The organism is Mesorhizobium waitakense (assembly GCF_056431085.1).
Genome location: NZ_JBWKME010000089.1, coordinates 1 through 25,581, shown reverse-complemented (window position 1 = coordinate 25,581; position 25,581 = coordinate 1). Strand labels below are relative to the sequence as shown.

22 protein-coding genes are annotated in these 25,581 nt (G+C 63.0%); 7 read left to right on the top strand and 15 right to left on the bottom strand.

The genetic code is table 11. From position 1 onward, the window contains the following. Window positions 1–20 precede the first annotated feature (20 nt). Both AC07FD_RS18600 and AC07FD_RS18595 read right to left on the bottom strand, forming a co-directional pair. On the bottom strand, window positions 21–845 hold the full coding sequence (locus AC07FD_RS18600; protein WP_478351040.1) for an ABC transporter permease: 825 nt from the start codon (window positions 843–845) through the stop codon (window positions 21–23). Continuing rightward, window positions 842–1,759: an ABC transporter permease gene (locus AC07FD_RS18595; RefSeq protein WP_478351039.1), complete on the bottom strand. Its 918-nt coding sequence runs from the start codon at window positions 1,757–1,759 to the stop codon at window positions 842–844. Before AC07FD_RS18595 ends, AC07FD_RS18600 begins: the two co-directional genes overlap by 4 nt. Before the next feature lie 273 nt (window positions 1,760–2,032). Between AC07FD_RS18595 and AC07FD_RS18590 the strand changes: the two genes are divergently transcribed. Continuing rightward, window positions 2,033–3,451 carry an aminotransferase gene (locus AC07FD_RS18590; RefSeq protein WP_478351038.1) on the top strand — a complete coding sequence of 473 codons (1,419 nt, stop codon included), beginning with the start codon at window positions 2,033–2,035 and terminating at the stop codon, window positions 3,449–3,451. A 51-nt stretch (window positions 3,452–3,502) separates the two neighbouring features. On the opposite strand, the gene AC07FD_RS18585 is transcribed toward AC07FD_RS18590, so the two are convergent. Continuing rightward, window positions 3,503–4,705, bottom strand: a complete 1,203-nt coding sequence (locus tag AC07FD_RS18585; protein WP_478351037.1) for an aromatic ring-hydroxylating oxygenase subunit alpha — start codon at window positions 4,703–4,705, stop codon at window positions 3,503–3,505. 497 nt (window positions 4,706–5,202) lie between these two features. Between AC07FD_RS18585 and AC07FD_RS18580 the strand changes: the two genes are divergently transcribed. Further along, a complete protein-coding gene (locus AC07FD_RS18580) occupies window positions 5,203–5,613 on the top strand; it encodes a hypothetical protein (protein ID WP_477299900.1) in 411 nt (136 codons plus the stop codon). Window positions 5,614–5,738: 125 nt separating this feature from the next. Here AC07FD_RS18580 and AC07FD_RS18575 read toward each other — a convergent pair whose 3' ends face one another. Both AC07FD_RS18575 and AC07FD_RS18570 read right to left on the bottom strand, forming a co-directional pair. Continuing rightward, window positions 5,739–7,826: a GAF domain-containing sensor histidine kinase gene (locus tag AC07FD_RS18575; protein ID WP_478351036.1), complete on the bottom strand. Its 2,088-nt coding sequence runs from the start codon at window positions 7,824–7,826 to the stop codon at window positions 5,739–5,741. Window positions 7,827–7,901: 75 nt separating this feature from the next. Continuing rightward, a complete protein-coding gene (locus tag AC07FD_RS18570; protein WP_477227782.1) occupies window positions 7,902–8,675 on the bottom strand; it encodes a response regulator in 774 nt (257 codons plus the stop codon). Window positions 8,676–8,720: 45 nt separating this feature from the next. Between AC07FD_RS18570 and AC07FD_RS18565 the strand changes: the two genes are divergently transcribed. Further along, window positions 8,721–9,407, top strand: coding sequence for a winged helix-turn-helix domain-containing protein (locus AC07FD_RS18565; protein ID WP_478351035.1), 687 nt, complete (start codon window positions 8,721–8,723; stop codon window positions 9,405–9,407). Window positions 9,408–9,477: 70 nt separating this feature from the next. Here AC07FD_RS18565 and AC07FD_RS18560 read toward each other — a convergent pair whose 3' ends face one another. Further along, the gene (locus AC07FD_RS18560; protein ID WP_478351034.1) at window positions 9,478–9,645 is read right to left on the bottom strand and encodes a hypothetical protein; all 168 of its coding nucleotides are present in this window, start codon (window positions 9,643–9,645) and stop codon (window positions 9,478–9,480) included. Between the two features lie 35 nt (window positions 9,646–9,680). Further along, complete coding sequence (locus tag AC07FD_RS18555) at window positions 9,681–10,121, bottom strand: hypothetical protein (RefSeq protein WP_478351033.1); 441 nt, start codon at window positions 10,119–10,121, stop codon at window positions 9,681–9,683. 245 nt (window positions 10,122–10,366) lie between these two features. Between AC07FD_RS18555 and AC07FD_RS18550 the strand changes: the two genes are divergently transcribed. Continuing rightward, window positions 10,367–10,828, top strand: coding sequence for a L,D-transpeptidase (locus AC07FD_RS18550; RefSeq protein ID WP_478351032.1), 462 nt, complete (start codon window positions 10,367–10,369; stop codon window positions 10,826–10,828). 264 nt (window positions 10,829–11,092) lie between these two features. Here the strand turns inward: AC07FD_RS18550 and AC07FD_RS18545 are convergent, their stop codons facing one another. Together AC07FD_RS18545 and AC07FD_RS18540 are read right to left on the bottom strand one after the other, a co-directional pair. Further along, on the bottom strand, window positions 11,093–14,176 hold the full coding sequence (locus AC07FD_RS18545) for an efflux RND transporter permease subunit (RefSeq protein WP_478351031.1): 3,084 nt from the start codon (window positions 14,174–14,176) through the stop codon (window positions 11,093–11,095). Further along, entirely contained in the window at window positions 14,173–15,501 is a 1,329-nt protein-coding gene (locus tag AC07FD_RS18540; protein WP_478351030.1) for an efflux RND transporter periplasmic adaptor subunit, read from the bottom strand. Before AC07FD_RS18540 ends, AC07FD_RS18545 begins: the two co-directional genes overlap by 4 nt. A 145-nt stretch (window positions 15,502–15,646) precedes the next feature. Here AC07FD_RS18540 and AC07FD_RS18535 point away from each other — a divergent pair, with 145 nt between their 5' ends. Next, a complete protein-coding gene (locus AC07FD_RS18535; protein WP_478351029.1) occupies window positions 15,647–16,213 on the top strand; it encodes a TetR/AcrR family transcriptional regulator in 567 nt (188 codons plus the stop codon). Here the strand turns inward: AC07FD_RS18535 and AC07FD_RS18530 are convergent. The 6 genes from AC07FD_RS18530 to AC07FD_RS18505 form a co-directional block, all read right to left on the bottom strand. Further along, a complete protein-coding gene (locus AC07FD_RS18530) occupies window positions 16,204–17,292 on the bottom strand; it encodes an ABC transporter ATP-binding protein (RefSeq protein WP_478351028.1) in 1,089 nt (362 codons plus the stop codon). The genes AC07FD_RS18535 and AC07FD_RS18530 overlap by 10 nt on opposite strands. Further along, a complete protein-coding gene (locus AC07FD_RS18525; protein WP_478351027.1) occupies window positions 17,279–18,217 on the bottom strand; it encodes a PfkB family carbohydrate kinase in 939 nt (312 codons plus the stop codon). Before AC07FD_RS18525 ends, AC07FD_RS18530 begins: the two co-directional genes overlap by 14 nt. Next, a complete protein-coding gene (locus AC07FD_RS18520) occupies window positions 18,217–19,239 on the bottom strand; it encodes an SIS domain-containing protein (RefSeq protein ID WP_478351026.1) in 1,023 nt (340 codons plus the stop codon). Before AC07FD_RS18520 ends, AC07FD_RS18525 begins: the two co-directional genes overlap by 1 nt. Then, window positions 19,236–20,081 carry a carbohydrate ABC transporter permease gene (locus AC07FD_RS18515; RefSeq protein ID WP_478351025.1) on the bottom strand — a complete coding sequence of 282 codons (846 nt, stop codon included), beginning with the start codon at window positions 20,079–20,081 and terminating at the stop codon, window positions 19,236–19,238. Before AC07FD_RS18515 ends, AC07FD_RS18520 begins: the two co-directional genes overlap by 4 nt. Beyond that, on the bottom strand, window positions 20,081–20,965 hold the full coding sequence (locus AC07FD_RS18510) for a carbohydrate ABC transporter permease (protein ID WP_477417350.1): 885 nt from the start codon (window positions 20,963–20,965) through the stop codon (window positions 20,081–20,083). The genes AC07FD_RS18515 and AC07FD_RS18510 overlap by 1 nt, the downstream gene beginning before the upstream one ends. An 82-nt stretch (window positions 20,966–21,047) precedes the next feature. Next, complete coding sequence (locus AC07FD_RS18505; protein WP_478351024.1) at window positions 21,048–22,286, bottom strand: extracellular solute-binding protein; 1,239 nt, start codon at window positions 22,284–22,286, stop codon at window positions 21,048–21,050. A gap of 209 nt (window positions 22,287–22,495) precedes the next feature. Between AC07FD_RS18505 and AC07FD_RS18500 the strand changes: the two genes are divergently transcribed. After that, window positions 22,496–23,710 (top strand): ROK family protein, encoded by a 1,215-nt coding sequence (locus AC07FD_RS18500; protein WP_478351023.1) that lies wholly within the window; start codon window positions 22,496–22,498, stop codon window positions 23,708–23,710. Between the two features lie 128 nt (window positions 23,711–23,838). Next, complete coding sequence (locus tag AC07FD_RS18495; protein WP_478351022.1) at window positions 23,839–25,440, top strand: inorganic phosphate transporter; 1,602 nt, start codon at window positions 23,839–23,841, stop codon at window positions 25,438–25,440. Window positions 25,441–25,581: the final 141 nt, after the last annotated feature.

The window sequence follows — 25,581 nt, the reverse complement described above, 5'->3', positions numbered from 1 at the left end:
AGCGCTCGACCTGCGGCTGCTCAGGCATAGAGGCCTCCCTCGTTCTGGGTGCGTCTGGCGGCGCGGCGACGCAGGATCTCGGCAATTGTCATCAGCAAGAAGGAGGCAACCAGCAACAGCGTGCCCAGCGCCAGCACGCCGGGCAATTTCGCTGCGAAACGCAACTGGCCCCAGATGTAGATCGGCAGCGTCGCCTCTGTCCCGGTGAGGAAGAAGGCGATGATGAACTCGTCCAGCGAGATGGTGAAGCAGACCAGCAGGCTGGAGATGATGGCCGGCGCCACCATCGGCAGCGTCACCCGCCGGAACGTTCCGAACGCGCTTTCGCCGAGATCGGCGGAGGCTTCCTCCAGGCTACGGTCGAAGCCTTCGAAGCCGGAGGTCAGCACCGTCATCGAATAGGGGATGCAGACCAGGACATGGCCGAGCACGACGGTGAACAGCGACAGGCTCAAACCGAGCTGCAGCATCACCAGCAGCATCGAGATGGCGACGATCACTTCGGGCAGCACCAGCGGCGCCATGATCAGGCCGTTGATGGTGCGGCGGCCGGGATAGCGGTAGCGGGTGATCGAACGGGCGGCGAGGATGCCAAGCACGGTGGAGAGGATCGCGGCCGACACGCCGACGATCATGCTGTTCCAGGCGGCGTCGAGCAAAGCCGGGGTGCGGGGCAGGTCCTCGTACCAATGCAAGGTGAAGCCGGAGAGCGGGAACTTCGGTGTCGCCGCCGTGTTGATCGAGAAGATCGGCAGGAAGATGACCGGCAGGTAGAGAAACACGACGTAGAGGAACGCGTAGGCCGGCAGCCAGCCGCGCGACAGGAAGCGCCGCACCGCCCTCATCGTGCCAGCCTCTGCAGAGCGCGGATGATGAGCACCGTGGCGCCCGCCATCAGCGTCACGATCAGCATGGTGGTCACGGACAGGGCCGCGCCCAGCGGCCAGTTCGAGGCCTTGCCGAACTGCGCCTGGATGGCATTGGCGATCATGACGCCATCCTTGCCGCCGACAAGCTTCGGCGTGACATAGTCGCCGACGGTCGGGATCATGACGATCAGCGCCGCCGAGATCACGCCTGGCGCCGACAGCGGCAATGTCACGCGCAGGAAAGACCGCAGCGGGCCGTCGCCGAGATCGGTGGCTGCTTCGACCAGCGTGCGGTCGACCTTTTCCAGTGAGACGAAGATCGGCAGGATCGCGAAGGCCGCCCAGGCATGGGTCAGCGTGATGATGACGGCGCTCGAATTGTAGAGCAGGGCGGTCGACGGCTCGTCGATGATGCCGAGGCCCATCAGGCCGGAATTCAGGACGCCGTTGTAGCCGAGGATGACCTTCCAAGACATGACGCGCAAGAGATAGCTGGTCCAGAATGGAATGGTGATGAGGAACAGCCACAAGCTCTTGTGGCGACCGCCGTGGAAAGAAATGAAGTAGGCGATCGGATAGGCCAGGACGACGGTGAACAGGCTGACCGTCAGCGAGATGTAGAGCGAACGCCACAACAGATCGCGGTAGATCGGCTCGGTCAGTGCGATGCGGTAGTTTTCCAGCGTGAAAGTGCGGTCGATGGTCAGGTAGTTCTGCGTCCAGAAGGAGTGCGCAATGACCACCAGGATCGGCAGGACGAGAAGGATGAGCGCGTAGAGAAAGGTCGGGCTGATCAGGGCAAAGCCCTGTACGGGTTCGGACTGCAGAAGGGCATTTCGTCTGGCCCGCGTCATGCGTAGCGGGGACGAGCCTTCCGCCGCCGCCGTCATTGCAGGGCTCCGGGTGTGATTTCGGTTGCTGGCCTGGACTGTTCCGCCATGCGGTATCCCATTGTGCTGACGCCGGCTCTCCGTTCCCAATTTTTATTTTGGCTTGCCGGCTTTCTTTGATCATGCCCGCATCCGCGGATTGAAATCAAGCGCTATTTCTGTAATATTGATTGAACGGACATTCAAAATGAAGTGAAGAAAGCCGCCATTTCCGGCATTTGATGCTGAATTTCATGCCCGAGAAAAATTGGACGAGATGATGTGGAGGTGATTGTGGCTGCTGTGAGAGATTTGAGGGCGAGCGAAACGGCTGATGTCGGCGATGACGATGCCGTCGAGCTGGCCAAGCGCCATCTCATCCAGCCCTGGCCCTATGCCGGTTCGGTCGGCGCCGAAGCACGCACGCTGATCGGCGAAGGCGATGGCATCTACATCACCGACAGCACCGGCAAGCGGCTGATCGACGGGCCCGCGGGCATGTGGTGCGTCAATGTCGGCCACCGCCGCGAGGAACTCGCCAGGGTGATGTACGACCAGGCGATGGCGCTGTCCTACAACACGCCGTGGTACACGATGAACACGCAGTCGGCGGAACTTGCCAAGCGCATCGCCGGCCATGCGCCAGGCGATCTCAGCCACGTCTTCTACACCACTGGCGGCTCTTCGGCCGTCGAGACGGCGCTGCGCTTCATGCAGTTCTACAACAATGTGCGCGGCCGGCCGGAAAAGAAGCTGATCCTGAGCCGGGGCGGCGCCTACCATGGCTCGACCTATCTGTCGGCCTCGCTCAATGGCCGACCGCGCGACCACGACTGGATGGACGGCGCCGACGAGCTGGTGATCAAGCTGTCTTCGCCCGATCCGTTCCGCCGCCCGCAAGGGATGAGCCTTGCCGCTTTCACCGATTTCCTGGTCGATCAGTTCCGCGACACGGTCGCCCGAGTCGGCGCTGAGAAGATCGGCGCCTTCGTCGGCGAGCCGGTGCAGGCGTCCGGCGGCGTCGTCGTGCCGCCCGACGGCTACCTCAAGCGCATCCGCGAGATCTGCCGCGACAACGACATCCTCTATGTCTCCGACGAGGTGGTGACTGCCTTCGGCCGGCTTGGCCATGTCTTTGCCTCGGGCGACATGTTCGGCATCGTTCCCGACATGATCACCTTCGCCAAGGGGGTCACCTCGGGCTATTTCCCGCTCGGCGGTGTCATCATCTCGGAGCGGCTGCTGGAAGAATTGCGCCGGTCGAACCATCCGGACGCGATCTTCGGCCACGGCTTGACTTATACCAGCCATCCCATCGGCTGCGCCGTGGCGCTGAAAAACCTCGATCTGCTCGAGGAGGGCGTGCTTGCCCATACACGGGACGTCGCGCCCTATTTCCAGGCGCAACTGAAGACACTGGAAGAGCTGCCGCTGGTCGGCGAGGTGCGTGGCCTCGGGCTGATGGGCTGCGTCGAATGCGTGGCCGACCGCGAAAGCAAGGACCCGCTGCAACTCGACAAGAATGTCGGCAAGCGCATCGACGCGCACTGCCACGAGCTTGGCCTGCTGGTCCGGCCGCTGATCAACATGTGCGTGATGTCGCCGCCGTTGATCATCACGCGCGAGCAGATCGACGACATGGTCGGCATCTTGCGCGAGGGCATTTCGCGCACGATGGATGATCTGACGAAAGAAGGCGTGTGGCGGGGGTGAATTCTCCCCTCTCCCGTTTCACGGGGAGAGGCCTCTGATGGCCGTCTGCCCTTAAGACCGCGACCTGAGCGCGTCGTTCAGATTCCACATGTCCTTCTCCTCGGGCGCGGTTTCCAGGCCCAGCACCGGCAGCATCTTGCGCAGATGGTCGTGATGGGTGCGCACGCCATATTCGAGGTCCGAGAGATAAAAGCCCTCGAAGGCCTCGGACAGCATGGATTCGTTCGACCATACCGAAAGCTGGACGTCTTCCGACATGGTGTCGCGATCGATGCGGAAGGAGAGGTAGCGGGCGGCCGCCTGCTCGCGGCTCTCGTCGCGGTAGCGGTAGATGGCGCCGCGCAGCAGGGTCTGCCCGGTCGACAGTGGAAATTCCTGATAGAACTGCACCGATTCCGGCATCACTGAAATGACTGCATTGGGGAAGATGCCGTAATAGACCCAGGCCTTCTTCAGATAGTCGGGCAGATGCGTTGGCTCGGGCGCGATCTTGACATAGTTCTTGACGCTCCAGCGGCGGCCGGCATGCGGGTTGTAGGTGGCAAAGGAGCGTGACACGCCGTTGATGAAAGGCTCGTCGAAATAGGTGGCGCCATAGAGATCCTGCAGCGCGGGATGCGCCATGGCGACGTGATAGCCCTCATTGTCGACATCGCGAACCGACTTCCAGTTGACCGGCGTCTTCTGGGTCCAGATGCCCCAGGAGGGCACCATGTCGGCGGCGTTGTAATGCGCGAATTCCGGCTCGATCGGCTTCATCAGCTCGGCAACCGAAGGCTGCGGCCCACCATTGCGGAAACGGATGAAGATGAAACCCATCCAGATTTCCAGATCGAGCGGCATCAAGCCGAATTCGGTCTTGTCGAGATCGGGGAAGGAGCGCGGGCGCGCGGCACCGCGCAGCGTGCCGTCGAGATTGTAGACCCAGCCATGGAACGGGCACACCAGCGCGTTCTTGCAATTGCCCTGGCTGTCGGCGACGACGCGGCTGCCGCGGTGGCGGCACATGTTGTTGAAGCCGCGCACGACGCCGTCCTTGCCGCGCACGATCAAGGCGCGTTCGCCGACCACGTCCATGGTCAGGTAGTCGCCTGCATTCGGGATGTCCGAGATATGACCGACGATCTGCCAGTGGTTGCGGAAGACGTGCTCCTTCTCGAGTTCGAGAAGGGCGTCGGAATGGTAACTCCAGCCCGGTAGTCCCCGCCGGTCCCAATCGTTGGGGATCGCCACGTCACGGAGGTGCGGGTTCATAAAACGTCTCTTCTTTTTATTGAATACTCATTCAATAAAAGCATATTTTTCATTGAAATGCAATGGCTTGTGAAAATCCGAAGGTTTCCGGGGCGGAATCTTGATGTCGTCTGGAGCCAGAATCTGCGCGGCTGTCGGCCCGGAAAATCCCGGAGAATCCGGGTGTTAGTTACGTTTTCAATGACGCTGTCCCGGCACGACTTTGCGAGGCGGACGGAGCGGCGGACAAAGCACCTTGCAGGGGCCGGAACGGGCTTGCCGGTCGTCGGTTTGGGCCGCGCTGCGGCGGCGCTTGGCCAGAGCAATCAGGGCCGGAATCGGGTGAAGACTCATTCTTCGAGAGGATGTGCGAAACGCTGTGACCGGTTTTGCCCGATTCTGCCCGAAACACTGTTTCAGGCCGGTTACATTGTCAGACTTGCGCCACCTTAGCCCGGTTACAAAGTGCGGCTAAGTTCGTTTCATCACCAAAAAGAAACTCAGCGAAGGGAACGGCGATGTATGCGAAAATCAACACGACCCGTGGCGAGCACCTCCTCCAGGCTCCAGAGCGCGATGACCGCCGTCCGAAACTGGCGCTGCGCCAGCAGGCCAGCGACCATCCCATGGCGATGTTCATTCTGCTGGCTGCTTGCGCCTTCATCGGCATGGCGTTCGCGCCGACAGTCGGGCCGGCCTTCGCTTCGTTGAATCCGCCAGCCAACCTTGTCGACGGCGCGCAGACGACGACCAGGACCGCGCGTCTGCCGATGCCGACGATCGACTTCGCCTGCAAGGGGCAGGCCTGGGGCGCCGAGAGCATGGATTGCCTGCGCGCCATCGCCGAGCAGTCAGGAGCGCACAAGATCCGCGCGATCCGCATGATCGCCAATGCTGCGCCGTTGACCAGCACGCCGAACGTTTTCTGATTTTTGTCAAAGCCTGATCCCAAAACCGGTTCCCTCTTTGGGATCATGCTCTGACCTCCCCCGAGCGCTCCCTCCAGCGCGCTCTTCTTCGGCCCCCTGCCACGAGCCCGGCTGGGGGCCTCTTTTTATCCTTTCAATGCCGCCTGTTCGGCAATGGCGGACAGCACGCTGCGTACATCCAAAGTGCTGAACGGCTTTTCCAGGATCTGCGGCCGCTGCTGCGCCGGCAAGGCCTCGATTTCGGCTTTCGCGCCGATCAGGTCGCCGGTGACCAGCACGAAACGCTGCGCCAGGTCGGGCCTTTCGGCAAGCAGCTCGCGATAGATCGATATGCCACTGATGCCGGGCATTCGCAGGTCCGAAAAGACGATATCGGGCGGCATGTGGCCGCCCAAGGTGATGGGGCCTGATTCCCAGACGGGTGCAATCCGCGACTTGATGCCCATCAATTCGAGGATGTCGGAGAGCGAGCCGGCGACATCCGGCTCGTCGTCGATGATCAAGGCATGACGCAAGCCGCTCGAGCGCGGCTGGTTCTCGCCGGCGCTGGCAGCGCCGGCCGCAATGGCCGGCAGCTGGACCACGAAGCGTGCTCCCCTCGGTACAACTTCCTCGAACCAGACATTGCCATTGTGCCGCTCGATGATCGATTTCGAGATCGACAGGCCGATGCCGGTGCCGACGCCGACCGGCTTGGTGGTAAAATAGGATTCGAAGATGCGGCCCCGGATCGCTTCCGGCACGCCGGGCCCATTGTCCGCGACCGAGAAGCCGGGGTTGCCCCGGTCGCCGCGGAACGTCCGCACCTTGATCAGCCGGTCGCCGGCAATGCCGGCCAATGCATGCTGGCTGTTGATGAGGAAGTTGGCCGCCACCTGCGTCACGTGGTCGGCGTCGGCCATGGCCAGCAGCGGGCCGGCGGCGAAATCGGTGTCGATGATGATGCCGCTCGACCGCGCGCCATAGGCGGTCACCTCGAGGGCCGCGCGGATCACCTGGTTGAGATCGGTCTCGGCTTGGGCGGCGGGGTGAAGGCGGACCATCGACAGGAAGCTCTTGACGATGCGGCCGCAACGCTCGGCGGCGGCACGCACTTTCTCGGCGCGCACCTTGGTCTGCGGATCGGAGGCGAATTCGTGCAGCAGCGTCGATTGCGCCACCACCACGGCCAGCGGGTTGTTGAGCTCGTGCGAGACGCCGGCCAGCAACGAACCCATCGCCGCCATCTTCTCATTCTGGTGCAGCTTCTCGCGCTGGCGACCGATCTCCTCCTCGGCGCGCAATTTGTCGCGCAGGTCGCGGATCGAGCCGAAGATCAGGCGGCGGTCGGCGACCCGCATCTCGGTTGCCGTCAGCTCGATCGGGAAGACCTCGCCGGCGGCGTTCTGGGTCACCGTCTCGAGCCGTTGGCCGACCATCGGCGCGCCGCGGCCGGACATATATTCGGCTCCCGACGAATAGCCCTTGCGATAGTATTCCGGCACGACGGTGTCGAGCAGGTCCTTGCCGAGGATATCGCTGCGCAGGAAGCCGAACATCTTTTCGGCGGCCGGGTTGAACTCAATGATCGAACCGGTCTCGTCGATGACGATGATGGCATCGAGCGAGGCCTGCAGCATGGTGCGGCGAATGACTTCGCTGGCATGGGCGTCGGAGGGCGATCGTTCGATGGCGTCGCCGATGGCGAGCGCGATGATGTGCAGCGTCGCCTCCTCCTCGTCCGTCCAGTCGCGCTCGTCGACGCAGTCGTTGACCGCCAGCGTGCCCCATAGATGGCCATGCGCGAAGACCGACACCGACAGGAACGACTTGATGTTCTGCTTTTCGAAGTCGGTTCTCAGGAAGCCTTCGAGATCGCGCGTGTGACCGGCGAAGATCTTGCCTTGCCGTTCATCCTCGGCCACCCGCTCCAGCAGCGGATCCGAATTGACGACCGACTGCATGATGACGGTTGGCGATGCCAGTTCTCCGCCGAAGTCGGGGTCGATCCAGTAGGCGGCGACCGACTGGGCGAAGCCCTGGCCGGGCAGCTCGCGCAAGCGAAACAGGATGCCGCGCTGGCATTCTATGGCCCGGCAGAGCGTTTCGAGGATGCCCTCCATCTCGCGCTGCCAGTCGCCGGCCTCGCGCAGCCGGCGAACGACGCGCACGGCCGCCATCGCCGCGCCCTGCCTGAACCCTTGCATATCCGTGTTTGCTGCTTCAGCGGTCATCTTCTGCCGTCATTCCAGGGCCAGTTCGATCGGCGGGCGACGGCTGCGAGCCTGACCCCTCTTTGGGCTCGATGCTCAGTTGCCGTCGCCGGTCGGCAGCGAGAAGATATAGCCTTCGCCGCGCACCGTGCGCAAAAATTTCGGATTGGCCGGATCCGTCTCGATCTTCTTGCGCAGCCGCATGATGCGAATGTCGACCGCGCGCGACGAGTCCGGGTCTTCGGTGAAGCCGATCGCCTCGGAGATCGCGGCGCGGGTCAGCAGCCGGTTGGCGCGGGTCAGGAAAACCTCCAGCACGTCGAACTCGCTCTTGGCCATGTCGATCACCGAGCCATTGGCGCCGGTCACCAGCCTGCCGTCGAGATCGGCCTGGAAAGGGCCAAAGGCAACGGAACGGCGATCCGTCGCGGCCTTCTTGCCCTGAAGCTCCTGCGGCTGAGGAACCCGGCGCAGCACGCTGCGGACCCTTGCCAGAACTTCGCGCAATTCGTAGGGCTTGACGATGTAGTCGTCGGCGCCGAGTTCCAGTCCGACGATGCGGTCGAGCGCGGTGCCGGCGGCGGTCGCGTAGATGATACCGATCGGCAGCCGCGAACGCAGCCAGCGACCGAGTGAGAGGCCATCCTCGCCGGGCATGGCGATGTCGAGGATGGCGAGATGGAACGACTGCGTTTCAACAAGGCTGCGCGCAGCGGCCGCACTTTCTGCGGTGACCACGTCATAGCCGGCGGCGCCCAGATATTCGGCAACCGCATCCCTCAGATCGGGCTCATCCTCGACGATGACAATTCTTGCCCGCACGATGCTCTCGCTCCCACTTTCAGTGGAAAGTAGATTGGGTATAAACATGATGTCCAGCACTCATATCTAGTTGCCAGGGAACGGTTGGAAAATATGGCCGCACGATCCGTCATTGCGCTCGTTTCGGTCGCCGAAGTGGTCGCGACCGAACTCGCCGACCATCTCGAGCGTCGTGGCCACGATGTGCATCAGGCGCGGCAGCCATGGGAGGCTGAGTCGCTGCTGTCGGGAAAGGGCATCGACGTCGTCGTCATCGGCGACAGCGTCAGCCAGGCGGAGGGGCGGGATCTGCTCAAGCGCCATGGTGGCGAGGGCGGACCGGATTTCATCCTGATCTGCCGGCCGGCAGATCTCGTCGACAAGGTGCTGGCGCTCGAGCTTGGTGCGGCCGACGTCGTCGAGAGCCCACTCAATGTCAGGGAACTCGCTGCCCGTGTCGGAGGCCTGCTTTCGCGGCGCGGCAGGGGCACGCAGGAACTGATCGTGCTGGAGAACGCGACCGTCGATCTGAGATCGGCCATCGTCATGCATCGGTCCGGCACGGAAGAGCAGCTTTCGCCCGGTCAGGTGGCGCTGCTCAGGCTGTTCCTGGCCAGTCCGCGCAAGGTGCTGACGCGTGACGATATCATTGCCGCGGCACCTGCCGAAAACGCTGACGCCTTCGATCGCTCGATCGATTCGCGCATCGTGCGGTTGCGCCGCAAGCTCGACACCGACACCATCACCACCATTCGCGGCGCCGGCTATCGGTTCGATCCGCCGCAGCAATTCGTCGACTGACGGCTGGGCACTGACACCATCTCTTCGTTCGAGCATCGGAGTTTCCACCTGGGTCCGATGCTCCTGACGCTCAGCGCACCACCAGCAGCGAGGGACCCGATGGGATGTCATTGCCCATGGTTAGCTCGCTCGCATGGGCGCGGTCCCTGAGCAGCACGGTGGCAACAGCGGCAAAGCCCAGCAGGCCCTGCGCGTAAAGCAGTGCAGAAAGCACCGAAGCGGCGAATTTCGTGTTCATCGTATCAGTTCCCCATATGTGTGTTGCAGGTCACTTCAGGATACTCCCGAAGTGCCCGCGCCGCCCACGGAGCCCCCCGCTGCGGCGCGGGCCTTCGGTCCTCTCGGCAGCAAGTTGCCGGAGGGGCCGCGCATTCCCGTCAGCTTAAGACCGACCCGCCAGAGGGCCTTGAGCCGAACGATGCGCAGGCTGGAAACAATCCAGACCGTGGCAAAAAACAGTGCCGCATGCATGGTCGAAATCTCGCCTGACGTCATCGCGCCGAGACTTGTCAACGAGTTGCCGGCAACCGTGCCGACGCCGCCGATGACCACTGCCGCGATGCTGATCCTGAGAACCCAGGACAGTGCGTTCGATTTCGTTTCCATTTTCGTACCGGCTGTTTTCGTTACGTCAACTTTGCTTGCGGCCCGTATCCGGATCATGCCGCTTGGAGTCGCGCTTTGTTGCCGCTTGGTTTCGAGATCGAAGATCATTGTTTCATATACAGAAATTCGCACCTTCGTTTAGAGGCAAATACCCATGTTTGTGATCTGATCCCCGTCAGCAAGCAGTGTCTGTCCCCCATTCTCGGCTGCGTCAGCGGCGTTTCTTGTTAACCAGAGGAAACAGATTCGAAACACAAACGAGCATTTCACGAAATCTCCCCGAAACATGCCATTGGGATAAGCAGCCATCGAATTGGAGCCGGCCAAGCCCGGCAGAGAGAGGGGATACCATCATGCACACCGCCATTTCCGCCAAGCTCATCAACGTCGCCGCCGCCGCCCTGACCGGTGCGGCACTGCTGTTCGGCGCCGGCTCGGGCGCAGCGCACGCCGCCAACAAGATCGTGGCGCGCGTCTCGCTTTCACAGCAGATCATGGAAGTCTCGGTCGACGGCCGGCCAGCCTTCGCCTGGAAGGTTTCCACCGGCGACGGAGCCCATGTGACGCCGACCGGCTCGTTCAAGCCGACGCGCATGCATGAGATGTGGTATTCGAAGAAGTACGACAATGCGCCGATGCCGCACTCGGTCTTCTTCAGCGGCGGCTATGCGGTGCATGCCACCAACGCGATCAAGCGTCTCGGCCAGCCGGCTTCGCATGGCTGCGTGCGGCTGCATCCCGACAACGCCGCCGATTTCTATCAGCTCGTCGAAATGTTCGGGCCGACCAACACCAGCATCGTCATCGTCAAGTAGCAGGCTGTGGAACGGGCAGGCCAACTGCCGCGTCCTCGTTCAAAGGCTCCCGCAGGAAAGTTTGCGCGGTATCGAGTACAGCTCAAACCGGCGGTATCGAGCCCAGCCAAAAAAAGAGGCCGGAATTTTCCGGCCTCTTTTTTGTTGTCATCCTGTTTTGCTTTAGAGCAGTTCACCGTTTCTCTGAAACGGCCAACTGCTCTAACTCTTTGTTTTGACGCAATTCCGGACGGAAAACCGTTTCACACTTTTCCTGGAATTGCTCTAGTTCGGCAGTGCCGGCATCAGCTTGGGATCCGGCTTCTCGGCCAGATGCGGCAGGTCCTTGCTGGCGATGAAAGTGTAGAACATGGGCACGACGAAGAGCGTGAACATGGTGCCGACCAGGATGCCGGTGAAGATGACCAGGCCCATCGAATAGCGCGCCGCGGCGCCCGCACCGCTGGACGTGATCAGCGGCACCACGCCAAGCGCCATCGCCGCCGTCGTCATCAGGATCGGGCGCAGGCGGACCTTGGCCGAGGCGATGATGGCGTCACGCCGCCGCATGCCATGGATTTCACGCTGCTGGTTGGCGAACTCGACCAGAAGGATGCCGTGCTTGGTGATCAGGCCGATCAGCGTGATCAGGCCGACCTGCGTATAGATGTTGAGCGTGCCGAGACCCAGATTGAGCGGCACGATGGCGCCGAAGATCGACAGCGGCACCGCCATCATGATGATCAGCGGGTCGCGGAAGCTTTCGAACTGCGCCGCCAGCACCAGATAGATGACGATGACGGCCGCCGCAAAGGCGATCAGGATGGTGTTGCCCTGTTCTTTCTCCTGCCTGGACTGGCCGGAGTAATCAATGAAGAAGCTATCGGGCAGGTTCTCCCTGGCGATGTCCTCCAGTGCCTTCAGCCCGTCGCCGGTGGTGACGCCGGGCAGCGGAAGCGCGGAAATCGTCGCTGAATTCAGCTGGTTGAACTGCTCGATGGCCGCCGGCGCGGCATTGTTGGAGATCTTCACCACGGCCGACAGCGGCACCATCTCGCCCGTCACGCTGCGCACGAAGTACTCGCCGAGCTTTTCGGGGTTGTCGCGGAACTCCTGCGGCACCTGCGGGATGATGTCGTAGCTGTTGGAGTCGCGATCGAATTGCGCCACTTCGGCACCGCCGACCAGCAGCGTCAACGTCCGGCCGATATCGGCGATCGGCAGGTTGAGGGCCGCGGCGCGGTCGCGATCGATGGTCACCGTCACCTGCGGCGCGTCATAGGCCATCGAATTCTGCACGACGATGAAGCGACCGGAGGCCTGCGCCTTGTTCTTGATCTTCTCTGCCACATCGTACACTTCCGAGGAATCGCCGGTCGATCGCACCACCATGGCGATGGGCAGGCCGCCGCCGGAGCCTGGCAGCGTCGGTGGCGCAAAGACGAAGGCCTGTACACCCGCCACCTTGGCTAGACGGGCCGTAATGTCGGCCTGCAATTCCTTGGAATTGCGTTTGCGTTCAGCCCAGTCCTTGAAGGCAAAGCCGACGAAGGCGCTGTTTGTCTCACCGCCGAAGGCGACGGCGGAGAACTGCGCCCGCGTCTCGGGAATATCCCTCACCAGGCCGAGCATCTGGTTGACGTATGTCTCGGTGTAGTCGGAGGTCGCATAGCGTGGCGCTGTCACAATCGAGAGCAGAAAGCCCTGGTCCTCTTCCGGCGCCAGTTCGCTCGAGGTCTTGGTGAACATGAAGCCGGTGACGCCGACAAGCGCCAGCACGATGATCAGCGTCAGCGGGCGATAGTTCAGCGAACCGGTGACGGCCCTCTCGTAGACGTGCTCGACCCGCGCGAAGGTGCCGTCGACAATGCGCTGGAAACGGCCCGGTGTGCCGGACTTCAAGAGGCGCGCCGACATCATCGGGGTGATGGTGACGGCGATGACACCTGACAGCACAACCGAGCCGGCGAGCGTGACCGCGAACTCGCGGAACAGCGCGCCGGTCAGGCCGCCGGTGAAGGCCAGCGGCGCGAACACGGCTGCCAGCGTCATCGTCATGGCGACAATGGCCGAGGCGATCTCGCGCATGCCGCTGAACGCCGCCTGCATCGGCGACATATGGTCTTCCTCCATGTGGCGATGGATGTTTTCGACCACCACGATGGCGTCATCGACGACGAGGCCGATGGCCAGCACCATGGCCAGCAGAGACAGAAGATTGATCGAATAGCCCACCGCAAACAAAAGGAAGCAGACGCCGATCAGCGACAGCGGGATGGTGACGATCGGCATCATCACCGAACGGAAAGAGCCAAGGAACAAAAGGATGACGACGACGACGATGGCAACTGCCTCGGCGATGGTCTTGAACACCTCGTCGATCGAGGCACTGATCTGCCCGGTCGCATCGTAGACGACCTCAATCGTCATGCCCTTCGGCAGTGTTTCCTGAATCTGCGGCACGAGCTTGGTGAGCGCCGCCGCCGTGGTCAGCGGGTTGGCCGCGGGTGTCGGGAAGATGGCGAGGAAGGTGCCGGGCTTGCCGTTGAAGCTGACCCTGGTGTCCGTGTTCTCGGCGCCGAGTTCGAGGCGAGCCACGTCGCGCAGCCGCACCACATTGCCGTCGGTCGAGCGCAACGGCAGCGCGGCGAATGCTTCGGGCGTCTGCAGCGTCGAGCGCACGGTGATCGACGAGACGACATACTCGTTCTGTGTATTGCCGGGCGCCGACAGGAAGTTGGAATTGTTGATGGCCTCCAGAACCTCGGAGGCCGTCACGCCGCGCGCAGCAAGCTTGACCGGGTCGATCCAGACGCGCATCGAGTATTCCTGGGCGCCGAAGATCTGTACGTCGGCGACGCCTTCGACCGTCGACATGCGTGGCCGGATGACGCGCTCGATGTACTCCGTCAGTTGCTCCTTCGTCATGTTCGGATTCTGCATCGAGATGTACATCATCGCGAACTGCTGGCCGGTGCCCTTGACGATGACGGGGTCCTTGGAGGCGTCCGGCAAGGTGCCGCGCACGCCCTGGACCTTGGACAGCACTTCGGTCAGTGCCACGTCGGGGTTGGAGCCGAGCTTCATCTGCACCGTCACGGTGCTGGAGGACGGACGGCTCGACGAGGTGACGTAGTCGATGTTTTCGGTCGAGGCGACGGCGCGGGCGATCGGGGCGGAAATGAAGCCCTGGATCAGGTCGGCGCTGGCGCCTGGATAGGCCGTCGTGATGGTGATCGCCGTCTCGTCAACCTTCGGATATTGCCGGATCGACAGGTTGAAGATGCCCTGGAAACCCAGCAGCAGGATCATGCAGGCAAGGACCGTCGAAAGGACAGGCCGGCGAATGAAGATATCGGAAAAGCTCATTGCTGGTCGGCCTGCTTGTTCGCCGATTTGGTCGGGTCGATGGTGTTGTCGACGGCGACGGACATGCCATTGAACAGCCGGTTCTGACCGGCGGTGACGACTTCGTCTCCAGCCTTCAGCCCTTCCACGATCTCAACCATGCCTTGATTGCGGCGGCCGGGCTTGACGAAGACCTGCGACAGCACCAGCGCGGGCTTGTCGGCTTCCGCCACCGGCTTGGCCGGATCGGCAGCCTTGTCCGCTGGCTTTGCCGCATCGGCGGCAGGCTTGGTTGCATCTGCCGCCGGCTTCATCGCGTCAGCCGGCTTGGCATCAGCGGGCTGGGCGTCCGCCGGTTTGTCGGTTGCCGACGCGGCGGGCTTTTCTTCCGGCTTGGCTGCCTGCGCTTCGGCGGGCTTCGCCGGCTGCACGACGAATATATAGTCGCCATAGAGACTGGTGGTCAGCGCCGTCTGCGGCAGCGCCAGCACATTCTGCTCTTCGGGCAGTTCGACACGGACCTGCACGAATTGGCCAGGGGTCAGCTTGCCTTCAGGATTGGCGACTTCCGCCCTGATATTCACCAACCGGCTGGATGGGTCGATTTTCGGGTCGATGCCGCGAATGGTACCGGCATAGGGCATCCCGCCGCCGCCGATGCCCAGCCGCACCGTCTGGCCGATCTTGAGCAGCGGGAGCTGTTGTTCGGGAACCGAGAAATCGACCCGCATCGTGTCCAGATCCTGCAACGTCACCACTACGGTGCCAGGCGCCAGGTACTGGCCGAGGTCGATTCTCGGAATGCCCACCGTGCCGCTGAAAGGCGCCGTCAACTGCTTTTGGTCGAGCACCGCCTGCAGTTTGTTCACTTGCGCGGCGGTTGCCGATGCGGTTGCCCGCGCCGTGTCGAGCGTAGCGTCCGCATTGACGCCGCGCCTCTGCAGTTCAATGGCGCGCGTCAGCGCCATCTGGACGACCGCGACTTGCGCCTTCGTCGCTTCCAGATCGGCGCGCTCGACCGCACCGTCGAGTTGCAGCAGGACCGCGCCCTCGGCAACCTTCTGGTTGGCGTGAAACAGGATCTCCTTGACGATGCCGGTGGTTTCAACCGTCAGATCGACACCGCGCACAGCCCTGACCGTGCCGATTGCCTCGACGCCCGGCGTCCAGGTCGACGGTTTGGCGATGGTCGTCGACACGGTCGCCGCCGGCGGCTTCATCGTTGCGAAATACTGCTTGATGCCGTTGTCGCGCAGGAAGTTGAAGCCGACAATGCCACCGACCACGACGAAGAGGACGAGCAGAACCAGGGCGATGATGACGATACGAAGGATGCGCTTGAACAAGGAAGTCCCCTCAGCCGAAATCCGGCGCGAAGCGCGGACATCGGGACACATATCGACTGCAGGTCCCGATTTCAAATAACGGCGGTCTTACTGTACCGTCTGGACGGTCTTGTCAATTGGGCCTAAGCTTGCCATGGGAGGGGCCATGAAAGCTCCAAGATCGAATTCGCGCGAGAAGATTCTTGCTGCGGCGGCGGACGTCGCACGAGAATCCGGGCCCGGCAGCCTGTCGCTGGAGGCGGTAGCAAGCCGTGCCGGCGTATCGAAGGGCGGGTTGCTCTACAATTTCCCGACCAAGGCCAAGTTGATGCAGGGACTGGTCGAGGGCTATTTGCGTGACTTCGGGCAAGCGCTCGAATCCGCCAACAGCGCCGACAAAGGCAAAAACCCACTCGCCGTCTACATCACGCTGTCGGCAAACGATTGCGAGGAGAAGCAGCCATCGGCATCCTGGATCTTTTCGGCGATCGCCGAGGATCCCGACTTCATGACGCCGATAAAGACGTTCAAGCGGCAGCTTTTCGAGCGGCTGAAGGGCGAGACGCCGGATCTGAAGTCGCTGCTGGTCTGCTACCTGGCCATAGAAGGGCTGCGCAGCATGAGCCTCTTCGATGCGGATGTCCTTTCGAAAGACGAGCGACAGTTGCTGGTGGCGTCCCTACTTGAGATTGCGGGATCGCCGCATACCCTCGAGGATATCGATCAGGGCTGATCCAGGAAGGCCTTGCCGGATGCCGGGTCAAACAAGCGAAGCGCTGTCTCGTCGAAGGCGAAGCTGCATGCTTGGCCCTTGGCAAGCCGGGTCCGTGGCGGCAAGCAAGCCGTCAGCCGCTGTGCACCGATGCGGGCCGTGGTGACCAGTTCGGGTCCGGTCAGTTCGACGACCTCGATCTCCATGGGCAATGACAAGTCCGTCGCAGCACCGGTCGCCACACGAAGCGCTTCGGGCCTGATGCCGACGACGACCCGTGCGCCGTCGCGGGCCGAGTTTCGATGGCGCGCAGGCACGGGTATCCGCACGTTGGTATCGGCAATGGCCAGCTTTCCGTCGGCGACGACCGCTTGCAGCATGTTCATCGACGGTGCGCCGACAAAGCCCGCGACATAGAGTGTCGCCGGCTGGTCGTAGATATCTTCGGGCGTGCCGAGTTGCTCGATCCGGCCGTCGCGCATCACCGCGATGCGGGTCGCCAGCGTCATTGCCTCGATCTGGTCATGGGTGACATAGACGATCGTGGTCTGCAGCATCTGGTGCAGGCGCTTCAGTTCGGTGCGCATTTCCAGGCGCAGCTTGGCGTCGAGATTGGACAGCGGCTCGTCGAACAGGAAGACCTGCGGCTTGCGCACCAGCGCCCGGCCAATGGCGACGCGCTGGCGCTGGCCGCCAGAAAGCTGGCTCGGCTTGCGGTCGAGCAAGGTCTCTATCTGCAGCAGCTTCGCCGCTTCGTGTACCGCCCTGTCGCGCTCTTCCGCGTCAACCCCGCGCATCTCCAATCCGAAGCCGATGTTGCGGTGAACAGTCAGGTTCGGATAGAGCGCATAGGACTGGAAGACCATGGCGATATCGCGGTTCTTGGGATGAACGCCAAGGATCGAGCGACCGCCGATCAGCACATCGCCGCTGGTCGCCTCGGCCAGCCCGGCGATGATGTTGAGCAGCGTCGATTTTCCGCAGCCCGAGGAGCCGAGCAGCACCAGGAATTCGCCGCTCTGCAGCGCGATGTCGATGCCTTTCAGCGTCTCGACACTGCCGTAGCTCTTGCGGATGTCGCGGATTTCAAGCGCGCTCATGTGTGGATTCCCTGAACTGCATCGGCCCACCATAGTTGCGGGGCAAGGTGGAAATCGCGCGCGACGCCACATGCGTCGCGGCGGAGAGACAGGCCGACAGCGGCTGCTCCTGCGCCAGTGCGGCGAGGAAGGCGGCGTTGAAGACATCGCCGGCGCCGATCGTGTCGACCACCCGGACATCGGGCGCGACGGCTTCGACAAGTGCGCCGTCCGGGCCGATGGCGATGGCGCCCAGCGGGCCGCGCTTGACGACGAAGGTCGCGCCTTCCCTCATGCTCGACCGGATCGCGCGGGCTGCCTCCACAGGGCTCTGCATTCCGGCCAGGGTCACGGTCTCGACCTCGTTGAACAGCGCCAGTTCGCAGCGCGACAGCCATGCGCGGGTGGCCGTGCAATTGGCCTCGGTCCAGCCATCGATCGGCCAGCCGGTGTCGAGCGCGACGGCAATGCCGTTGCTGTCCGCCCAGTCAAAAAACGCGTCGTAATGGCGTGTGAGATCGTCGGTCAGGAAAGAGCCGCACAACAGCGCGTAGCCGCCCGAGAGCGCCCTGCCGTCGAGCACGGAAAACACATCGCCGAGGCCGAAGCGCGGCAGATGTCCGCGTGTGGTGAAGAAGGTCCGCTCGCCGTCCGGGTGGGTCATGCCGACGGACAGCGTCGTGCCTTCAGGGCGGACCGGCCATTTCTCGGCGCGGCGGCCAAATGCCTCGCGAAGCCAACGGCCGAACTGGTCGTCGCCGACATTGGCGGCAACGGCGAAATCGACGCCCAGCGCCTCCCAGGCCAGCGCGCTGTTGCCGGCCTGGCCGCCGACGCGCAATTCGTCGTGGTCGACGACGGTTTCCGTTCCGGCGACAGGCCACGGCGCTACCGGACCGACAATCAGGTCGACATTGACGTTGCCGATCACCGCAAGCGGACGCATCACTCGCTCCTGGTGATCTTGGTCGAGCGAACCGGCGTGCCGGCATTGTCGACGCGGGCATCGGCGAAAGCGACCATCAGGCGTTGCGCTGGAGGCAGCATGGCGAAGATCGCGGCCATACCGGAAGCCGGTTTGAAGGAAGGCGTCACGGCTCCTGCGACAGGCGTTTGCCCGGACGAATCGAAGACGACGAGCGGTGCGCCGGCCTCGACCACGGACATGGCCATGGCGGTCACCAGATCCGATGTCGGGTCGTTGCCGCGAAACAGGATGACGCCGACGTGCGGGCCGAGCATTTCCATCGGCCCGTGACGCAACTGGCCGCCCTCGAGCGAAAAGCACGGCAGGCGCGACAGTTCGGTAAGGCCAAGTGCGAGCGCTTCGGCGAGACCTTGCAACCGCCGACCCGAGGTGACGATGGCCGTCACTCCAGCCAGTGCTGCGAGCGCCAACGTTATGTCATTGTCTTGTGGCTGATCCAGGGCGCCAAGCGCGGCACTCGGATCCTCGCCGAGTGCGGCGAGGATCGCCAGATGCAAAGCGAAGGTCACGGTCAGGCTGCGGGTTGCGGCAAACGCCAGTTCGGTGCCGCCGGCGCCGACCAGGCAAGGCACGGTGCGAGCCAGGAACGAAGCGCCTTCAAGCGTCAGGCCGAAAACATCGGCGGTGCTGCCAGCCTCTGAGAACCATCTGACGACCTCCGCGCTCTCACCGGACTGCGAGGTGACGAGCACCGTCCTGCCGGCCAGTGGCAATGGTTGGCCGAGTTGCTCGGAAAGCGGCAGTGCCAGCGCATCGATGCCAAGCGCGCGGTAGAGCGGCTCGACGGCGCGGCCGACGGCATGCGAGCCGCCCATGCCGAGCAGCAACAGGCGCCCGCTCTGCCGGATCGAGGCAGCGACCTTTGCCGCAATGGCCGCGTTGTGTTCGAACGACGCGATCGCATCGGCATGCTGGCGCGCCATCTCGCGGTCGATCGCCATGAGCCCGGCGGGGCGGCTCTTGCCAGTGGTCATCGTCATCCTTTCACACCGCCGCTGGTCAGGCCCGAGATCAGCGCCCGCTGCATGACCAGGCCGATCAGCACCGGCGGCAAGGCTGCCAGCACGCCGGCCGTGGCGATCAATCCATAGTCGGAAACACGGCCGCCGGCCAAATCGGCGATGGCGACGGTCAGGGTCTTGGCGCGCTGGTCCGAGGTGAACAGCAGCGCATAGAAGAATTCGTCCCAGGCGAGCAGCACGGCAAACAGCGCCGATGTCGCCATCACCGGTGCGGCCAGCGGCAGCGTGATGATGCGCAGCGTCTGGAACAGTCCGGCGCCGTCGATCATTGCCGCCGCCTCGATTTCGCGCGGGATCGAGTCGAAACCCGACTTCATCAGCCAGGTGGTGAAGGGCGCTAGAATGGTCAGGTAGACCAGCGCTAGGCCGAAGACATTGTTGAGCAGGCCGAGATACGACAGGCCCATATAAAGCGGCACGGCAAGCGCCACCGGCGGCAGCATGTAGGTGGCGATGACCATCGACAGCGACCAGCCGATCGATGGCGTGCGCGAGACGGCCCAGCCGGCCGGGATCGCTAGCGCGAGCGCCGCGATGGTCGCCATGCCGGCAATCTCGAGGCTGTTGCGCAGCGAGGAGGTGAAGGCAGCGCCGGCGCTGTTTTCGGCGGTCGACAGCAATTGCCCGTAGCGCGAGAAGTCAGCACTTTCCGGCCACCAGCGCAGCGGCTTGGCGGCAAGGTCGGCGGCTGGCGAGATGCTCATGATGAACAGCCAGGCGAGGGGCGCCAGGATGACGGCTGCGAGCAGCAAAGCGCAGGCGTGGATGAAGATGGTGAAGGCAGGGCTCTGGCGTTCCATCAGGCGGCACTCCCGGCGGTCTTGCGCACCAGCGCCGCATAGGCGACGGCCAGCACGGTGACGAGCAAGGTGACGATCAGCGCCAGCGACGCGCCGGATCCGGCGCGCTGGAAGGAGAAGGCCTCCTGGTAGACGAGGATCGACAGCGTGCGCGTGCTGTTGGCCGGGCCGCCGCGGGTCATCACCCAGATGATGTCGAAGACCTTGAAAGCCTCGATGGTGCGCAGCACCAGCGCCACCATCAGCGGACCGGCGAGATAGGGCAGGATGACGAAGCGGAAGCGGTTGAAAGCCCCGGCGCCGTCGACGAGCGAGGCGGCGGTGATGTCGCGCGGCACCGCCTGCAGCGCGGCCAGCGCGATCAGCGCCACCAGCGGAAAGTTCTTCCAGCAGTCGGCGACGATCAGCGCCGCCAGCGCGGTGCCCGGCTCGCCAAGCCAGGAACGGTAGGCATCGATGAGGTGCATTTGTGTGAGGGCAGCGTTGAGCGCGCCATATTCGGGATTGTAGATCAGCCGCCACAGCGTGGCGTTGACCACGGTCGGCAGCGCCCAGGGCAGGATCATCAAGGCGCGCAGGATGGCGCGGCCATGAAACTGCTGATTGAGCAGCAGTGCTGCGAGAACGCCGATCACCATTTCGGCGGCGACCGAAATCACTGCGAAGAGGGTCGTGGTGACCAGCGTGCGCGAAAAATTCGAGCTGGACAGCATGTTCGCATAATTGTCGAAGCCGACGAAATTGCCGCCCGTGCCGACGAGCTTTGCGTCGGTGAAGGAAAGCCCGACGGTATCGACCAATGGCCAGCCGATGACGGCGACCATGACCACGAGCAGCGGCAGCATCAGCAGCCATGCACGAGTTGTCATCCAGGTGCCCGACATCGGAGCAGCCTTTCTTCGTTCATCTTTGATCTGGACATAACATGGGCGGCACAAGGCCGCCCATGTTGAACGACAACAGTGCTCAGAGGCCGCTGTTTTGCGCGGCGGTCTTCAAGGCGTCTTCCGGCGAAGACTGGCCGAGAAGCGATTCCTGGATCGCCTGCTGCAAGGCAGTCGACAGTTCCTGGTACTTCGGCGTGGTCGGGCGCGGATACATCGCGGCCAGGCCGAGCTTGGCGGCGGCGATCAGCTCTTCCTGGCCCTTGGTCACCGCCGGGTCGTCATAGGACGACGCCCAGATCGGCAGCGAGAGCTTGGCATACTGGTTTTGCGTCGCCTGCGAGGTCATGAATTCAATGTATTTCCAGGCTTCGTCCGGATGCTTGGAGACCGCTGTGACGCCAAGGCCCATCGAGCCGTTGACGGCCGACACCTCGCTGGTGCCACTGACGCCTGGCGCCGGCACAACGCCGACCTTGCCCGCAACCTTGCTGTCCTTCGGATCGTTGGCCATGTTGTACATGTAGGTCCAGTTCAGCGCGAAGGCGGCGTCACCGTTTTCGAAGACCTTGCGCACGTCCTCTTCCAGGAATTCCTTGGAATTGGGATTGGTGAGGCCCGACTTGTAGCTGTCGACCATGTATTTCAACGCCGCGACGCCGGGACCATTCTGGAAGTCCGGCTTGCCGTCCTTGAGGAAGTCGCCGCCATAGGCGCTGACCAGCGTGGCGTAGTCGCAGATCGCGGCCTCGGCCTGCGACCAGCTCCAGGCGATCGGTGTCTTCAGCAAGCCCTTGTCCTTGATGATCTTGGCCTGTTCGCCGAGTTCTTCCCAGGTCTTCGGCGGCGCCTTGATGCCGGCCTTCTCCAGGATATCCTTGTTGTAGAACAGGTATTTGGTGTCGAGGATCCACGGCATGCCGTAGTACTTGCCTTCATACAGGACCGTGGTCCAGGCGCCGGGCAGCACGCCCTTCTTCATGTCGTCGGTGATCTTCGACGACTCATCGACCAGCACCTTGTTGGTGGCGTATTCGGCCGGCCAGATGACGTCGAACAGCACGACGTCGTATCCACCGCCCGAGCCCTGCGCGAGCACGGTCTTGTCGTGCAGTCCCTCATAGGGGACGAATTCGAGATTGACCTTGATGTCGGGATTGGCCTTCGTGAAGGCGTCCGTCATGGCGCGTACGTCAGCCTCGCTGTAGGCGGCCTGCGCCATGAAAAGCGCATTGATGGACGTTTCGGCGAAAGCATGAGGAACGAGTAATCCTCCGACAAAGACTGCGCCCAAGAGTGTCTTACAGATCGATTTCAGCATCTTCTTCTCCCATTTCCGATGTTGGCGGGCGGGCGATATATGCGTTGCCTTCCCTGATTGATGTCACGTGACCCAATGGTCCCCCGACCGTGGGCGGCGCCCGGCACAAAGCCCTGGCCGTCTTTTTCTGCGGTCGGTTTGCTATTAAGTCAATTCGCTTGACTTAATTAGTCGATCAATATCCTAATGGAGTCAAGAGGGAAACGCCGGTGGACGATATCAGCCCGATCCGCGCCAAGAGCGGCACCAACCAGGAAGGCACGAGCGCGCACAACCGTCGTGTCATGATCGAGGCGCTGCGCCTCAATGGCGCCCTGTCGCGCGCCGACCTGGCGCGGGCGACCCAACTCACCAAGCAGGCGGTCTCCAACATCATCGAGGATCTCGAAAGCGACGGCCTGGTCGTTGCCCTCGAGGCGGTGCGCAAGGGCAGGGGCCAGCCCTCGACCCCTTACAGGCTGGTTCCCGAGGGCGCCTTCGCCATCGGGCTGCAGATCGATCGCCACCTGACGCGGGCGGTCGCCGTCGACCTGGTCGGCAGCGTGCTGGCGCGAGCCGAGGCCAACCTGCCGTTCTATGAGCCATCGAAGGGCGTCGAGGTGATCCTTGGCCTGGTCGGCGGCGTCCGGCGTGAGCTATCCCAGATGTCCGCCCAATCCGAAGAGAGGCTTGTCGGCCTCGGCGTCGCTATGCCGGGTCCTTTCGGGCTAAAGAATTCGGACGATAAATGGATGATGCCGGCCTGGCAGAAATTTCCGCTTCTGGACACGCTGGCGAGAGGCACAGGCCTGAATGTCAGCTTGCAGAACGACGCCGCCGCGTGCGCGACGGCGGAGCGCATCGTCGGCGCGGCGCACGGCGTCGATCACGCGGTCTGCCTCTACGTCGGTTACGGCATAGGCGCCGGACTGATCCTGAACGGCGAGCTCTACAGCGGCGGCCATGGCAATGCCGGCGAGATCGGCATGGCGCTGCTGTCGCCGGCCGGCCCCAGCTCGACGCCGCTCGAACATCGCGCGTCGCTGGCCTCACTTTACCAGCATCTCGGCCTCAATCCGGCCGACGACGACATCTACCAACAGATGGACGGCCTGGTCGCGGCCGAGGATCCCAAGATCATTGCCTGGATTGATGGTGCAGCGCATGATCTGCGCTGGAGCGTGCATCTCATCGAAACGATCTTCGATCCCCAGACTGTCATCCTGACCAGCGGAGCGCCGGAAGCGCTGGCCCGCCGGCTGGTCGAGGCGATGCATCCGCTGCTGCCGTCGATCGCCGATCGGCCGGCGCGGAATTTGCCGCGTCTGCAGCTCGGCACCACCGATCCCTGGTCGATCGCGCTCGGTGCCGCCGCGGCGCCGATCAGCCGCGCCTTCGATCCGCGGTTTTCGGCGATCCTGAAGACGCGGTCGCGCGGCGCCTGACAGCGTCTACCGCGAGGCTTTTCGCCTGAAATATCCTCGGAAGTTGTGTCCGATATCGTCACACAGGGTTCATTGTGCGGACATAGCGTTCATCCCGGTTCTTTGCTGCAATGCAATAGGAGTGGGACATGGTGGACATAGTTTCTAGTGAGGCGGGCATTCCGAGGCCGGATCATCCGCTGCACAATTCGGGTAGCGCGAAGTGGTTCCTGCCGGCCTTCGGCGTGCTGGTGCTCGTCGGCGTCGTCTATGTCGGCTATGCGCTCAGCCAGGATCTGGCAGAGGCCAAGACCGTGCCGTGGATCCTGCTCGGCATTGCCTTGCTGATCGCGCTCGGCTTCGAGTTCGTCAACGGCTTCCATGATACCGCCAATGCGGTGGCGACGGTCATCTACACACGCTCCATGCCGGCCGAATTCGCGGTCATGTGGTCGGGCGCCTTCAATTTCCTCGGGGTTCTCACCTCCAGCGGTGCGGTCGCTTTCGGCATCCTGTCGCTGCTGCCGGTCGAACTGATCCTGCAGGTCGGCTCTTCCTCTGGCTTTGCGATGGTGTTCGCACTGCTCGTTGCCGCGATCCTGTGGAACCTCGGCACCTGGTTCCTCGGCCTGCCGGCGTCGAGCTCGCACACGATGGTTGGCTCGATCATCGGCGTCGGCCTCGCCAACCAGTTCATGGCGCCTGCCGGCAGTGCCACCAGCGGTGTCGACTGGTCGCAGGCGACGAATGTCGGCATCACCTTGCTGGTGTCGCCGATCATCGGCTTCTTCGCCGCGGCGATCCTGCTCTATGCGATGAAGCTGCTCGTTCGCAATCCGGCCCTCTACGAAGCACCGAAAGGCAACACGCCACCGCCATGGTGGATCCGCGGGCTGCTGATCTTCACCTGCACCGGCGTCAGCTTCGCGCACGGCTCCAATGACGGACAGAAAGGCATGGGCCTGATCATGCTGATCCTGATCGGTGTCGTGCCGACGGCCTTTGCGCTGAACCGGACGCCCGACATCAACTATCTCGAGGCCTACAAGTCAGCTTCCGTCAGCGTCGAACAGGCGCTCGGCAAATATGTCAAGCCGGGCATCACCGTCACCGACGCCAAGGCAGCCGTCCAGGATGCCGTGCGCACCCGGACCTGGAACGACCAGACGACGGTCGCGCTGCAGACCTACATCCACAACACAACAGCGGGCCTGCAGCCCTATGCGACTGTCGACAACGTGCCGACCGATCTGGTCAGCAACGCCCGCAACGACATCTACCTGATCGGCGAGGCACTCAAGCTGATCGACAAGAAGAAGTTGCTACCGATGGAGGCCGCCGATCTGAAAGCGGTCACCGACTATCACAAGGCCGTCGACAAGGCGACGAAGTTCATCCCGATCTGGGTGAAGGTCGCCGTTGCCCTGGCGCTCGGCCTCGGCACCATGGTCGGCTGGAAGCGCATCGTCGTCACGGTCGGCGAGAAGATCGGCAAGAGCCATCTGACCTATGGTCAGGGTGCCGCCGCAGAGCTTGTCGCGATGGTGACCATCGGCATGGCCGACCGGCTGGGGCTGCCGGTGTCGACAACGCACGTGCTGTCGTCGGGCGTTGCCGGAACGATGGCCGCCAACGGTTCTGGGCTGCAATGGTCGACGGTGCGCAATCTGCTGCTTGCCTGGGTGCTGACCTTGCCGTGCTCGATCACGCTCGCCTTCGTGCTGTTCATCATCTTCCGCCAGGTGTTCTAGTCTAGGGGTTGTTGATATTCAGGATTCCACTTCGGGCTTGATCGTGATTCAAGCTTTTGATGGAACGATTCGTGCTGACTGATGCCCAATGGCGAAGATGGAACCGCATTGCCTTGGCAAGGCGACGGACCCTGGACGAAG